Origin of the sequence: Streptomyces chryseus (genome assembly GCF_014650755.1) — a bacterium.
Taxonomy (GTDB): Bacteria; Actinomycetota; Actinomycetes; order Streptomycetales; family Streptomycetaceae; genus Streptomyces; species Streptomyces chryseus.
In genome coordinates this window covers 1-13,470 of the sequence record NZ_BMVO01000025.1, presented here as the reverse complement: position 1 = coordinate 13,470, position 13,470 = coordinate 1, and the positions used below count along the sequence as shown (strand labels likewise).

General features: G+C 73.1%; 8 protein-coding genes. 4 read left to right on the top strand and 4 right to left on the bottom strand.

Annotated features, from left to right (window positions below):
- Positions 1 to 102: 102 nt before the first annotated feature.
- Positions 103 to 1,533 (bottom strand): NsdA family TPR-like regulatory protein, encoded by a 1,431-nt coding sequence (locus IE185_RS27170; RefSeq protein WP_138899089.1) that lies wholly within the window; start codon positions 1,531 to 1,533, stop codon positions 103 to 105.
- A 621-nt stretch (positions 1,534 to 2,154) separates the two neighbouring features.
- Here IE185_RS27170 and IE185_RS27165 point away from each other — a divergent pair.
- On the top strand, positions 2,155 to 4,326 hold the full coding sequence (locus IE185_RS27165) for an asparagine synthase-related protein (protein WP_189716188.1): 2,172 nt from the start codon (positions 2,155 to 2,157) through the stop codon (positions 4,324 to 4,326).
- A 30-nt stretch (positions 4,327 to 4,356) separates the two neighbouring features.
- Here the strand turns inward: IE185_RS27165 and IE185_RS27160 are convergent, their stop codons facing one another.
- Together IE185_RS27160 and IE185_RS27155 are read right to left on the bottom strand one after the other, a co-directional pair.
- Entirely contained in the window at positions 4,357 to 6,435 is a 2,079-nt protein-coding gene (locus IE185_RS27160) for a sigma-70 family RNA polymerase sigma factor (protein ID WP_189716186.1), read from the bottom strand.
- A gap of 282 nt (positions 6,436 to 6,717) precedes the next feature.
- Positions 6,718 to 7,536 (bottom strand): TetR/AcrR family transcriptional regulator, encoded by an 819-nt coding sequence (locus tag IE185_RS27155; RefSeq protein ID WP_138897192.1) that lies wholly within the window; start codon positions 7,534 to 7,536, stop codon positions 6,718 to 6,720.
- A gap of 331 nt (positions 7,537 to 7,867) precedes the next feature.
- On the opposite strand from IE185_RS27155, the gene IE185_RS27150 reads away from it, so the two are divergent.
- Both IE185_RS27150 and IE185_RS27145 read left to right on the top strand, forming a co-directional pair.
- The gene (locus IE185_RS27150; RefSeq protein ID WP_138897191.1) at positions 7,868 to 9,208 is read left to right on the top strand and encodes an NAD(P)/FAD-dependent oxidoreductase; all 1,341 of its coding nucleotides are present in this window, start codon (positions 7,868 to 7,870) and stop codon (positions 9,206 to 9,208) included.
- A gap of 189 nt (positions 9,209 to 9,397) precedes the next feature.
- Positions 9,398 to 11,080 carry an ATP-binding SpoIIE family protein phosphatase gene (locus IE185_RS27145; protein ID WP_138897190.1) on the top strand — a complete coding sequence of 561 codons (1,683 nt, stop codon included), beginning with the start codon at positions 9,398 to 9,400 and terminating at the stop codon, positions 11,078 to 11,080.
- A gap of 18 nt (positions 11,081 to 11,098) precedes the next feature.
- Here the strand turns inward: IE185_RS27145 and IE185_RS27140 are convergent, their stop codons facing one another.
- Positions 11,099 to 12,379 (bottom strand): MFS transporter, encoded by a 1,281-nt coding sequence (locus tag IE185_RS27140; RefSeq protein ID WP_138897194.1) that lies wholly within the window; start codon positions 12,377 to 12,379, stop codon positions 11,099 to 11,101.
- A 143-nt stretch (positions 12,380 to 12,522) separates the two neighbouring features.
- Here IE185_RS27140 and IE185_RS27135 point away from each other — a divergent pair, with 143 nt between their 5' ends.
- Positions 12,523 to 13,080 carry a MarR family winged helix-turn-helix transcriptional regulator gene (locus IE185_RS27135; RefSeq protein WP_138897189.1) on the top strand — a complete coding sequence of 186 codons (558 nt, stop codon included), beginning with the start codon at positions 12,523 to 12,525 and terminating at the stop codon, positions 13,078 to 13,080.
- Positions 13,081 to 13,470: the final 390 nt, after the last annotated feature.

Sequence of the window (13,470 nt, the reverse complement as noted above, 5' to 3'; positions counted from 1 at the left end):
CGGACTCCCGATGATGCACTGACCCACTGACAACGCCTTCAAACCACCGGCCGCGGGCCCCCGGCCCCTCCCGCCCGCACAGGGGGCCCGGCCGGCGCACCCCTACGCCGGCGCCACCAGCAGCGGCCGCGCCCGCTCCCGCAGCTCCGCGACCCGGGGCTCGTCGCCGTACGGCTCCAGCCGGTGCAGCAGGTCCCGTACGTACTCGGTCGTCCGCGCCGACGAGATCCGCCCCGCCACCTCCACCGCCCGGGTCCCCGCCGCGCACGCCGCGTCCAGGTTCCCCGACTCCAGCTCGGCGACCGCCGACACCACCAGCCGCAGCCCGTGGGAGCGCACGAACTCCTCCGTCGGCCGGGACAGCGCCTGCTCGGTGAAGCGCCGCACCTGGCGCGGCGCCTTCAGGTCGCGGTAGCACTCCGCCGCGTCGGCCGCGAACCGGTCGTACGAGTAGAAGCCCAGCCAGGACGGATCGGCGTCGCCCTCCCGCGCCCGCTCCAGCCACCCCTCGGCCGCCTTCAGCGCGCCGCCCGCCGCCTGCGCGTCGCCCGCCTTGGCGTGCGCCCGCGCCTCCACCAGCCGGAAGAAGCTCATGGTCCGGGCGGTGGCGAGCCCCCTGTTGCGCTCCAGCGCCGCCTGCGCCAGGTCGACCCCCTCGTCGGCGAAGCCCCGGTAGGTCGCCTGGAGCGACATCGACGCCAGGATGTACCCGCCCAGCGGCACGTCGGCCGCCGCGCGCGCCAGCCTCAGCGCCTGGATGTAGTACCGCTGGGCGGCCTCCTGCTGCCCGGTGTCGAAGGCCATCCACCCCGCGAGCCTTGTCAGTTCGGAGGTGGCGCCGAAGAGCGAGCGGCCGACGTCGTCGCTGTACGAGCCGAGCAGCAGCGGCGCCGCGTCAACCCGTAAGCACTCGGGCACCATCGACGAACGCCAGTCCCCGCCGCCGTACTTCGAGTCCCAGCGCCGCGCGTCCTCCGCCGCCTCGCGCAGCTTGGCCACGTCCGCGTGTCCCACCCGCAGCGGAGTCGCGTCGGCCGCCGACTCGTCGGCCGCGGAATCCCGCGCGACCGAGGAGTCGGCCGGTGTTATCAGCCACCGGGAGGCGGGTGTGGCGTACGCGCTGATCGCGAACGACCCCGCCAGGGACTGCCAGATGCCGCCGCCGCCCGCCCGCCGGCCGGCCAGATCGAGCCGGTACAGCTCGGTCGCCGACCGCACGGCCGCCGACACGTCGCGCGGGAAGGCCAGACCCACCTCCGGCGCCGGATCGGCGTCGGCGAGCCCGATCTCGTGCAGCGGCACGGGCCGGCCGAGCTTGGCCCCGATGGCGGCGGCGATGAGGTGGGGCGCGGCGCCCTGCGGCACCATGCCCTTCGACACCCACCGGGCCACCGACGTCTTGTCGTACCGCAGTGTCAGGCCGCGTTGCGACCCGAGATCGTTGACCCGCCTCGCCAGGCCGGCATTGCTGATTCCCGCGAGGGCGAGAACCGTGCCGAGCTTTTCGTTCGGCCCGCGTTGCTCCCTGGACATGCGCCACCCCTCGACACAGACAGCCGTCCGGCGGGGACATTTCCAGCCGTACCGCCCGCACAACCACGCGGCCAGCCCAGCCGGAATATGCGGCCCGCTCAGAACATCAGTAAACCCAGCGTAGTTCTCCGCCTCCCGACCGTTAAGGGGCGGTGGTCCGTATGGCGAGATTCGTGTAGTTACACGAACGCCCGCGACACGCCCGTGCTCCGTGCGTGTGGCCGTGCGCCCGCCCTGCGCTCTCGTCGGGCCGACGGCCGGAGCCGTTCCATGGGAGTCGCGTGGGTCGGCCCGCTGCACTGGATCCAGTGGGCTGGGGGACACCGCCGCCTTCATCCCCGCGGGCGGCGGACCGGTCCGGGAGGCGGACAGCGCCTCCCGGACTGTGCGTTCCCCGCGGCGCCCCCCGGGTACCGCCGGGACCGCAGAATGGCTGAATGGCGCCTGTCGCCCAAACCGGCCGAAGTCCTGTACGCGGCGGGCGCATTGACTTGCCCGTACGCCTTCCACAGCACCTCCTGCGTGCCGTTGTCGTGGCAGCATGGTCCCGAAGCCGCTTCTCGAATTCGTCGATGCCGCTTCGGTACGTGCGTTTGGTTGTCCACAGCCTGTGGAGGCGCGATGCGGTGGTTGGTGGGGTGGAGCAGTGTCGCCGCCAGCTTCGGGACAGTGGGAGCGGTCCGGGCGCCCGGCACGGCCGGTGCCGGCCCCGCCTCCTCGCGGCCCTCGTCCCATCCCTCCGCGGACGACGAATCCCTCACCGTGCACCCCGTCGGCTCCCAGCTCCTGTGGGGCGACCCCGACCCCCTGTGGGCCGTCGGCGACTGGCGCCCCGACGAGGTCCGCGTCGTCAGCGTGGACCCCTTCACCCGGATCGCCGTCCTCGGCTGCTGCGGCGCTTCCGACGAAGAACTGCGCGTCGGCCTCTTCGCGGCGCGCGGCGGCGCACTGCGGCACCTGACCGCATGGTCCGGCAGTTACACCGCCGTCGTCCAGGCCGGCCGCCGCGTCACCGTGGTCGGTGACCTGGCAGGTGCCCGCCCGGTCTTCTACACGCCCTGGGCCAATGGCACCGCGTACGCCACCGCCGCGCTCCCGCTCGCCGACCTCATCGAGGCACAGCTCGACATCGGCCACCTCGCCGCCCTGCTCGCCTGCCCCGACGTGCCGGAGGCGCTGCGCGACGGCACGCCGTACGCGGGTGTACGGCGCATCCCACCGGGCCACGCGCTCGTCCTGCGCGAGGGATCCCGCGAGATCACCGGGTACGAACCGGTGGCCTCCCTCGCCGTGGCCGCGCCCCAACTCGACGCGGAGCGAGCCGTCGACGGAGTGCGCGACGCGCTGGTCGAAGCGGTACGGGCCAGACTCACCGCCCCGCGCCACGCCCCCGAGACCGTGCCGCCCGACCCGGGCCCCGTCCCCGGCATGGGCCCCGCCGACCGCCGCGCCGCCCGCGGCGCGCCGGTCCCCGGCATCGGCGCCGACCTCTCGGGCGGCAGCGCTTCGGCGACACTGGCCCTCCTCGCGGCGGGCCTGCCGGGGGTGCCCGGCACGGTCCTGGGCCACGGCACGGGCGCGGGGGAGCGGCTGCTCGCCGTCACCTTCAACGACCTGACCGCCGAAGGCCCCGGCGGCGACGCGGAGTTGCAGCGGGCCGGCGCGATCGCAGCCAACCCCAGGCTGCACCACGTCGTCGTGGCCGCCGGAGCGGAAGCCCTGCCGTACGCCGACCTGGACAGCGGTCCTCTCACCGACGAACCGGGGCCGTCCCTGGTCACCGCCGAGCGCCACCGCCGCCGCCTCGCGGCGGGCAGCGCCGACCACTTCACGGGGCACGGCGCGCGCCAGGTCCTGGACGCCCATCCGGCCCGCCTGGCCGACCTGTTGATGGACCGCAGACGGCGCGACCTGCTGCGACCGGTCGCCGCCCTCGCGAAGGTCGAAGGCCCCTCCGCCCACTCCCTCTTCGTCCCGCTGACCGTCTACCGCGCCGCACGCCGCCTCGCCCGTACGCCGTACCGCGCGGGCATCGAGGAGGCGGCGGCCCGTCTCATGGACGGCCGTTTCGACGAGCCGGGCGCCCGGAGCACGGGCAACGCCCCGGTCACGGCCCTCGACGCCTCACTCGCCGCGCTCTCCTGGACCAGACCGGGCCCCGCGGCACGCTGGCTGACGGGTGAGGCGCTGGCTGAAGTATCGGTTCGCCTCCAGGGCTCGATCACCCGGCCCTCGTCGGTCCAGCGTCCGGGCGAGGCCCGCGCCCGGGCCGCCCTGGCGCGGGCGGCGGCCGACCACCGGGTCTTCGAGCAGGCCGCGGAGGTGCGCAGCCAGCGCCTGCACGCCCCGTTCCTCGACAACCAGGTCGTACGGGCGTCCCGTACCCTCCCCGAGGCCCTGCGGGTCCAGCCGGGCGCCCGCGCGGCGATCCTGCGCGCCGTCCTGGCGGGGGCCGGGATCAGGGACCTGCCGCCGGGCTGGGGCGCCACGTCGCACGCCTCCTCGGCGGTGGCCGCCCGCGCCGGGCTGCGCGCCGCGATCGGCGACCTGATCGCACTGTTCGACGCACCGCTGCTGGCCGACGCCGGCCTGATCGAGGCCCGCGTCGTACGCAAGGCCCTGCGCGCGGCGGCCGAGGGCGAACCGGTCCCCCTGGACGGCCTCGCCGACCTGGTCTCGACGGAGCTGTGGCTGCGCCGCCTGATCTCGCGGCGCGGAACCTGCTGGACGGGCACGGCGGCCCCGCGCCAACGCGCGGTGGCCGGCGGAGTCCCCCCACGCCGGGCCCTCTGACCCCACCTGTCGACGCCGCTCCGCTCGCCCTCAGCCCCCGCAGCTGATGCGTGACTGCGCCCAGTCCGCCAGGACCATCGACTCGTGCGGGTGCTCCGGTTCCACGACCAGCCGGATCGACTTCCGCCCGGAGATGCCCGCCCGCACCGCCACCGCCCCGTCGTTGCCCCGCACGAGCCCCGAACGCCACAGCAGCGCGCCGTCCCCGTACAGGGAGAAGCGCGCGGACCCGATGCCCATCGTCATGTCGTCGATGCCGACCAGCGCGTCGTACGTGGTGCAGGCGCGGTTGAGGTCGATGGTGACGGACGACTTCGCGTGCGTCGTCACACCGTTGCCGTAGCGCACGCCTCCGATCGACATGCCGTAGCGCTGCCACAGCCAGCTGCTCCGGGCGACCCGCACCTCGGGCTCCGTGTGGTCGCCGAACGCGCCGTACTTCAGCGTGTTCACCTGGTAGACGACCGGGGCGGCCGGCGGCGGAGGAGGAGGGGGAGGCGTCGGTGCGGGCGGCGGTGTCGGCTCCGGTTCCGGCGGCTCGGGCGCGGGCGGCTTCGGCTTCGGAGCGGGCTGTGCCTCAGGGGCCGAGGGCCTGGGCGAAGCCGTACGCGTGGGCGACGGCTCCGGCAGCGCCATCGGCGGCTTCGGCGCACGCGGTGCGGGCGGCTTCGCGCTCGGCCGCTGCGGTACGGCCGGCCGCGACGCCGGCGGCTTGGCCACCGCCCTCGGCTCCGGCTTCGGCTCCTCACCCGCGAGCGCGAACACCACCCCCGCCGTCACCGCCACGGCCACCGCCGCACCGATCGCCACCTTGGCCGGGGCACCCATCGCCTCGCCCGCGACCGCACCGGCCGCGCCCCCCGCCGAACTCGACCCCCCGCCGGCCGCCGCCGCGGCGGCCCCCGCCCCGGCCGCCCCCATCGCTCCGGCGGCGCCACCCGCCACCAGCCCGGCGGCCTTGACCGCGTACCCGGCGGCGAACCAGCCGATGACGGCGACCGGAAGCAGCGCCGGAATCCCGGCGTTGACATCGCTCAGCTCGCCGGCCGCCACCCGGCACTGCGCGCACTCCTCCAGATGCTTGCGCAACCCCCGCTCGGCGCGCGTCCGCAGCCCGCCCCTGGCGTACGCGCCGAGCCGGTCGGCCCACCGCGCGCAGTCGCCGCCCGCCGTCAGCGCGGTGCTCACGTGCGCCTGGAGGTACGCCTGCTTGAGGCCCTCCCGCGCGCGGGACGCCAGCACGGCTGTGGCGTTCGCCGTCAGCCCGAACAGCGGCGCGACCTCGCTCGGCGACTCCTCCTCGACCGTGGTGTGCCACAGCACGGCCTGCCAACGCTCGGGCAGGCTGCGGAACGCCCGCATCGCCAGCGTCTGCTCGGCCTCGTGCATGGCCCGTACGTCGGCTCCCAGCTCCAGGGTGTCGTCGTCCGAGGCGTCCACCGAACGGGCCGACTGCGCCGCGAAGACCGCGAAGTCCTCGACCAGGTGCTCACGCCTGGCGGTCTTCGTCCACGCCGCCGCCACCCGCCGCACCGTCGTCAGCAGGTACGCCCGGACGGCGTGCGCGGGCCCGGCGCCCCCGCGCACCGCCTGAAGGGTGCGCGCGAAGACCTCGGCCGTCAGGTCGTCGGCGGTGTGGGCGTCCCGGCAGCAGGTACGGGCGTACCGGCGCACGGCGTCGGAGTGCCGCCGGAACAGCTCCTCGTACGCGCCGTCGTCGCCGGCGCGCATCCGCTCGATCAGCGAGGCGTCAGAGGTGGGCGTCAGCGCCGCCGGTCCGCCGCCCCCGCTCGTCCTGCCCTCGCGCTGCATGGGGACGCTCGCGTCGTCGCCCTCCACGGCCGCCGGCCACGGCCCCGGCAGCACGGTCCCGCAGCCCCCGCCACCGTCCTCGGCCGCGTACGTCTCCTCGTACGCGGCCGCGTTCCCGTCCGCGCCGTCGTACCCGCCTCCCGAGCCGTACCCGCCTCCCGAGCCGTGCCCGCCTCCCGAGCCGTAGCCGTCCGCCCGACCCGGCCCCGCCTGGCTCGGCACCTGCCCCGCGGGCGGCGGCCCGTCGGGCTCCGTGCCGACCCGGTCGAGCGGCTCGTCCCGCCCCTCAACACCCATAGCGGAAGCCCCCGTAAGCACCCTCGGACCCGGAAATACCGGCCAAGAATCCCACGGGGCGAAGCACTGCCCATTGCTCCGAACGGGGAACCACTCATCCGGGGAGTTTTCCCGTAAGTGAGCACTAACGTTCACCCGAACGGGGAGAGGCTCGGCGGATTCGACCGTCCGCGCTCCCGCTCGCCGTCGGAAACCGCCCCCGGACAGCGGAAGGCCCGCCCGTCCGCCACCCGGCGAACAAGCGGGCCGGCGGGGCACACCCGCCCGAGTCCCGATCAGGACTCACGCGGGCCTGGACCGCAGACCCTCCAGCAGGATGTCCAGCAGCCGGGCGGAGGCCGCCGCCTGCTGCGCGGCGTCCGGCAGCGAAGGCGCCGCCGTGGCTATCACCAGCAGCACGTCGGCCACCGTCACATCACCCCGCAGCTCACCGGCCGCACGCGCCCGGTCCACCAGCCGCCCCACGACCTCCAGCAGCTCCGCCGCACCCGCGTCGTCGCTGCCCAGGCCGTCGGAACCGGTGCCCGAGGGCCGCTGCTCGACCAGCCGCAGCTCGGGCCCCGCGGAGCCCGCACCCACCGGGGCCACGGCCTGCCGCTGCTGCGGCACCCGCACCTCGCCCCGGACCGTCGGCGCCTCCGCGATGCCCACGACATCGGCGCCGGTCGCACCGTCGCCGCCCTCGCCGCCGTCCACGCCCACCCGCAGTACCTGCGGCGGCAGCAGCCGGCCAGCGCCGGACGCCACCGACGTACGCAGGAAGCGGGACAGCGCCGACCACGGCTCGTCCTCCTGTCCGAGAGCCGTACGCGCCTGGTCGGTCAGCCGGGAGGTCTCCTCCTCGGCTATGCGGCGCACCAGTACATCCTTGCTCGGGAAGCGGCGGTACACCGTCCCGACCCCTACCCTGGCCCGTCGCGCCACGTCCTCCATCGGCGCTCCGTAGCCCAGCTCGCCGAAGACCTCGCGAGCGGCTCGCAGTACATGCTCAAGATTGCGCTGTGCGTCCACACGCAGCGGTGCGGAGCGAGATCCCGCCCCCGCACGCCCGTGGCCGTCGGATGCGACGGCCGTCTGCCAATGAGATTCCTGAATGTGCATCAGCGTTCCCCCGGTAATGATGTCTCCCCCCGGAGACTCCCCGCCCTGATAGTCGGCCGGGACCGCGGACCTGGCCGCCCCGACGAGATACGAACATAGTTGAGCGCGCGTAGATACAGAAGGGGGTAGTTCCGCACGGAGCGCCCGCCCGATCGGAGTATCGCCCAAAACCTTCCTGATTCGGCCACTGTCCGCACCCCCTCCTCACCCGCTGACCTGCGACCCTTCCCGATCGATCGGTCATTCCAGCGGTGTGCGGCACGCATGACCTCCGGTCACACAATCTGCCGGCCCTGTGGACAAACTCCCGTCGCCGTTGCGTCATGGGACAGTGACAGAACCTGCGCGCATTCTCGTTGTCGGCGGCGGCTACGTCGGGATGTACACCGCGCTGCACCTCCAGCGGAAGCTGAGAAGCGGCGAGGCCGAGGTCATTGTGGTGACGCCTGATCCCTATATGACCTATCAGCCGTTCCTGCCCGAGGCGGCGGCCGGCTCCATCTCCCCGCGTCACGTCGTGGTGCCGCTCCGCCGGGTCCTGGACAAGTGCAAGATCGTCATCGGCGAGGCCAAGTCCATCGACCACGCCAAGCGCACGGCGACCGTCACGACCCTCGCCACCGAGGAGGAGGGCACCGGCGCCGTCGAGATCACGTACGACGAACTCGTCCTCGCGCCCGGCTCCGTCTCCCGCACCCTCCCGATCCCCGGCCTGGCCGACTACGGCATCGGCTTCAAGACCGTCGAAGAGGCCATCGGCCTGCGCAACCACGTCATCGAGCAGATGGACATCGCCTCCGCCACCCGCGACCCCGCCGTCCGCGACGCCGCGCTCACCTTCGTCTTCGTCGGCGGCGGATACGCCGGGGTGGAGGCGCTCGGCGAGCTGGAGGACATGGCCCGCTACGCCGCCCGCTACTACCACAACGTCAAGCCCGAGGACATGAAGTGGATCCTCGTCGAGGCGTCCGGCCGCATCCTCCCCGAGGTCGGCGAGGAGATGGGCAAGTACGCGATCCGTGAACTGCGCAGGCGCAACATCGACGTACGCCTCGACACCCGCCTCGACTCCTGCGCGGACCGCGTCGCCGTCCTCAGCGACGGCTCCCGCTTCCCCACCCGCACCGTCGTGTGGACGGCGGGCGTCAAGCCGCACCCCGTCCTCGCCGCGAGCGACCTGCCGCTGAACGGACGCGGCCGCCTCGCCGCCACCGCCCGGCTCACCGTCGAAGGGGCCGAGCACGCCTGGACCGCGGGCGACGCCGCCGCCGTACCCGACCTCAGCGCGCCGGAGAAGGGCCAGGAGTGCGCGCCCAACGCCCAGCACGCCGTACGGCAGGCGAAGGTCCTCGCCGAGAACGTCGTGGCCTCCCTGCGCGGCGAACCGCTGAAGAACTACGAGCACAAGTACGCCGGTTCGGTCGCCTCGCTCGGACTCCACAAGGGCGTCGCGCACGTCTACGGCCGCAAGCTCAAGGGCTATCCGGCCTGGCTGATGCACCGCACCTACCACCTCAGCCGCGTGCCGACCTTCAACCGGAAGGCCCGCGTCCTCGCCGAATGGACCCTCGCCGGGCTCTTCAAGCGCGAGATCGTATCCCTCGGCTCCCTGGAGCACCCGCGCGCCGAGTTCGAACTGGCCGCGGGCGGCGAGCCGCCCAAGACCACGTGACGACTGTCAGTGCGGTCGGTCACACTGGACGTGTGACCATAGGCTGGCTCACGCCCGCCCAGAGTCACCCGCTGTAACGGCACAGCAGTTCCTCCCCCCACAGCAAGCGCAGCGACCCCAACGAACGCAGCGACCACAGCGTCAGTCACGCCACACAACGCAACGCGACACCATGAGGCTTGAAAGTCAGTGAACTTCACGCGCTGGAGCGCCCGTCTCCCCGGAACGCAGCGCCGCGCCGCAGCGCGGAGCGACCGCGGCTCCGTCCCGGCGGCCCGCGTTGAGTACGGCCGGCCGTCCGAGCACGGGCCCGACGCCCAGGACACGCCCGGCGACGACGCCCTGCCCTCCTCGGCCGCGGCGCAGCCCCTGACCGACCTCTCCGTATGCGAGATCCTCGGCCGCCTCCCCGCCCTCGTCGCCCTGGTGTACGGCCCCGACCACCGCGTCGCGTACGTCAACGACGCCTACGCCGCCGCCTTCGGACCCCGCGAGCCCGGAGCCCCGGCCGCCGTCGCGCTCCCCGAGCTGGACGAGCTCGGCCTGCTCCCCCTCCTGGACCAGGTCCTGCGCAGCGGCACGCCCCGTACGGTCAAGTCCCGCAAGGTCCCCAAGGGCGGCTCGTACACCATCACCTGTACGCCGATCGAGCTCCCGGCCGGCACCGCCGGCAGCGGAGAGAACGGCGTGCTCGTCTTCGCGTCCGACGTCACCGACCACGCCGAGGCCGCCGAGCGGCTGCGCGCGAGCGAGCGCCGCCTGCGCGAGACGGCCGTCACCCTCCAGCGCTCCCTGCTGCCCCAGGAGTTGGAGCAGCCCGACGACCTGCGCATCGCCGCCACCTACCAGCCGGGCGGTACCGACGCGGCGGTCGGCGGCGACTGGTACGACGTCATCACCCTCGGTGCCGGCCGGACGGCCCTGGTCATCGGCGACGTCATGGGCCGAGGGGTGCGGGCCGCCGCTGTGATGGGCCAGCTCCGCACGGCGGTCCGCGCGTACGCCCGCCTCGACCTCCCGCCCCACGAGGTCCTCCAACTGCTCGACGGCCTCGCCGCCGAGATCGACGCCAGCCAGATCGCCACCTGCGCGTACGCCGTCCACGACCCCAACGAGGGCCGCCTCGTCTACGCGTCGGCGGGCCACCTCCCCATCCTCGTCCGCGACGAGGACGGCACCGTCCGCCGCGCCGAGGACCACACGGGACCCCCGCTCGGCACCGGCGGCTGGATGCACACCTCCGGCACGATCGCCCTCCCGCCGGGCTCGACGGCCGTCCTCTATACGGACGGTCTCGTCGAGCGCCGCCGCGAGGACATCGACGAGGGCGTGGCAGCGCTGGAGCGCGCGCTGTCCGGCGCCACCGGCACGCCCCAGGTCGTCTGCGACCGCCTGATCCGCGCGCTGGGCGTCACGGCCGACCACGACGACGACGTGGCGGTGCTGGTCCTCCAGCACCCCACCCGCACCGGCCCGGACGCGGAGCTCTTCCACAACGCCGCGCTGGAGCTGCTCGGCGGCATCGAGGCGGCTCCCAGGGCCCGCGCCTTCGCGACCGGGGTCCTGGCCTCCTGGCGCTTCCCGGTGGAGCTGTGCGACCTCGGCGTCCTGGCGGCGAGCGAGCTCGTCGCCAACTCCCTCCAGCACGGCACGCCCCCGATGCGCCTGCGCCTGCGCCGCACCGACCGCCGCCTGATCATCGAGGTGACGGACGGCGACGACCACCTGCCGCGCCGCCGCCGCGCCGAACCGGCGGACGAGGCGGGACGCGGCATCTCTATCGTCGCGACCATCGCCTCGTCCTGGGGCAGCCGCCGCACGCCAGGCGGCGGCAAGGCGGTCTGGTGCGAGTTCGCCCTGCCGGACAGCTGACCCCCGGGGTACGGCGCCCTAACCCGCCGGAGCGAGATCCTTCGCCGGAGTGCCCGAGGCGACGACCCGCGACTTGGTGGGCAGCGGCTTGTCCTGCGCCGGGGTCAGCTGCTTGCCGAGCCGCAGCGCCAGCACGCTGATGCCCAGCGAGAAGGCGACGAAGGTGAGGATGTACGGCGCGTGCAGCGACGCTCCCATCGGCCCGCCGACCGCGGGCCCGACGGCCAGCGCGAGCTGCTTGACCAGCGCGAACGCCGAGTTGTACTGGCCGATCATCGACTCCGGCGCCAGATCCGCGACCAGCGGCGCGACGGTCGGCGACAGCATCGCCTCGCCCAGTCCGAAGAGCGCGTACGTGGAGACGAACGCGGCCGTGGCCATCGTCTGGCTGCCGTGCCCGAGACCGGCGTACCCCGCCACGATCCACGCGACGGTCCAGATCAGTCCGACGAGCGCGATGACGCGCGAGCGCCGGTGCCGCTCGACGAGGCGCAGCACCACGAACTGCGCGAGCACGATGACCGCCGTGTTCGCCGCCAGGGCGATGCCCAGCGTCGACGGCTGAATCCCGGCCGCCTCGGTGCCGTACGCGGCGAGACCCGACTCGAACTGCCCGTAGCAGGCGAAGAAGAGGACGAACCCGAGCCCGCACAACTGCACCATCGCGCGGTGCTGCAGCAGTGCCCGCAGGCCGCCCTTGGGAGCGGCATCGTCCTGCGGCACGGCACCGGGGATGACGGCCGCGTGCGGCAGCCGGACGCCGGCGCCGATCCCGGCGAGCACCAGGAACATGACCGCCTCGATGCCGAAGAGCAGCAGGAAGCTGTCGGGCCGGCTCTCGTCGACCAGCTGGCCGCCGATCAGGCCGCCGATGCCGAGCCCGAGGTTCGCCAGGAAGAACTGCATCGCGAAGGCCCGCGTACGGGTGGAGGGGGTGGAGCACCACACGATCATGGTGGCGAGCGCCGGCTGCACCACCGCCGTACCGGCGCCGAGCAGCGCGGCGGACAGCAGAACCATCGGCACGTCGGTGGCGAGCCCCATGCACAGAGCGCCGGCGGAAGCGACGACAGCGGCGGCGACCACTACCGGCACCGGCCCCCGCCGGTCGATGACGCGCCCGGTGAACGGCAGGACGAGAAGTGCGGCCACAGCAAAGACGGCGAGCACCACACCTGCTGTACTCGCGCCCAGATCCCGCACCTGAGCGACGTACACATACAGATACGGAACGGTGAACCCGATACCGAACGCACTCAACGCGTTCCCCATCTGGATCCGGCGCATCGCGGCGCCCATGGCCCTTGCCCTGGTCACACTCACCTGCCTCAAGGTTTCGATGAGAAGAGCTGAAGTCTGAAGACTTCAACACTAAAGTTAGAACCTCAACAGTACACATCGAAGGACTTAAAGGCCAACGAGTACGTGTCATACTGCGCGGCATGCCTGAGACCCCAGAGCCGCACGGCCCCCAGGAGCCGAGCCTCGACGAACAGATCGCCGCCTACCAGCGCGAGTACGGCGACCTGGACCCGCAGGTGGAGAAGGTCGTCTCGGCCCTGGGCCGCCTCAACCGCCGCATGAACGTGGCGTACGGCCGCCAGGTCGCCGCACTCGGCATCAGCAACACGGAATGGGAAGTACTGAAGACCCTCGTGGTCTCCGGGGCCCCCTACCGGCTGGGCCCTGGCGAGCTGGCGAAGCGCCTCGGCCTCACCCCGGCCGCCATGACGCACCGCATCGACCGGATGGCGGCGGACGGGCTGGTCACCCGGGACCGGGACGAGAGCAACCGCGTGCGCGTGATCGTGGAGCTCACGGACGAGGGCCGGGCCAAGTGGCTCGAGGCGATGCGGATGGCGTCGAGCTTCGAGGAGGACCTGCTCCAGGACCTCTCAGCGGACGAACGCGGCTCGCTCGGCGAGATGCTGATCCGGCTGCTGCGACGGGTCGAGGACGCCCAGCCGGACGCCGGCGGCCGTCTCACGGACCTCGACTGACGGGGGAAGGGCAGGGGTTGACACCGACCTCGCCGATCCGTAAGGTTCTTCGAGTTGTCACGGAGCCGGAACGGTTCTGCGTCGACCACTCGCCGCGCACGCGGCACACCCAAACTCTGCGCGATCTCCCACTCGGGAAGAATTTCGGCATGCCGGAATTCATTCGACAGGCTCGATTATGAGCCGTCCGGGAGATCCGCTAGGGTTTGAGACGTCGGAACGGCCCAACAGCCGCAATGACAAAGCCCGCTGACTGGGAGTCAGGCCCGAAAGGATCTGATAGAGTCGGAACTGCCGGAAAGGGAAACGCGAAAGCGAAGAACTGGAAAGCACCGAGGAAGTCGGACACGAAAGAGTCTGATAGAGTCGGGAACACGAAATGCCGAACGA

Excerpts from the sequence above, each read along its gene's own strand:
- IE185_RS27160 (WP_189716186.1), bottom strand. The coding sequence starts at position 6,435 with ATGGGTGTTGAGGGGCGGGACGAGCCGCTCGACCGGGTCGGCACGGAG.
- IE185_RS27155 (WP_138897192.1), bottom strand. The coding sequence starts at position 7,536 with ATGCACATTCAGGAATCTCATTGGCAGACGGCCGTCGCATCCGACGGC.
- IE185_RS27140 (WP_138897194.1), bottom strand. The coding sequence starts at position 12,379 with ATGGGCGCCGCGATGCGCCGGATCCAGATGGGGAACGCGTTGAGTGCG.
- IE185_RS27170 (WP_138899089.1), bottom strand. The coding sequence starts at position 1,533 with ATGTCCAGGGAGCAACGCGGGCCGAACGAAAAGCTCGGCACGGTTCTC.
- IE185_RS27165 (WP_189716188.1), top strand. The coding sequence starts at position 2,155 with ATGCGGTGGTTGGTGGGGTGGAGCAGTGTCGCCGCCAGCTTCGGGACA.
- IE185_RS27135 (WP_138897189.1), top strand. The coding sequence starts at position 12,523 with ATGCCTGAGACCCCAGAGCCGCACGGCCCCCAGGAGCCGAGCCTCGAC.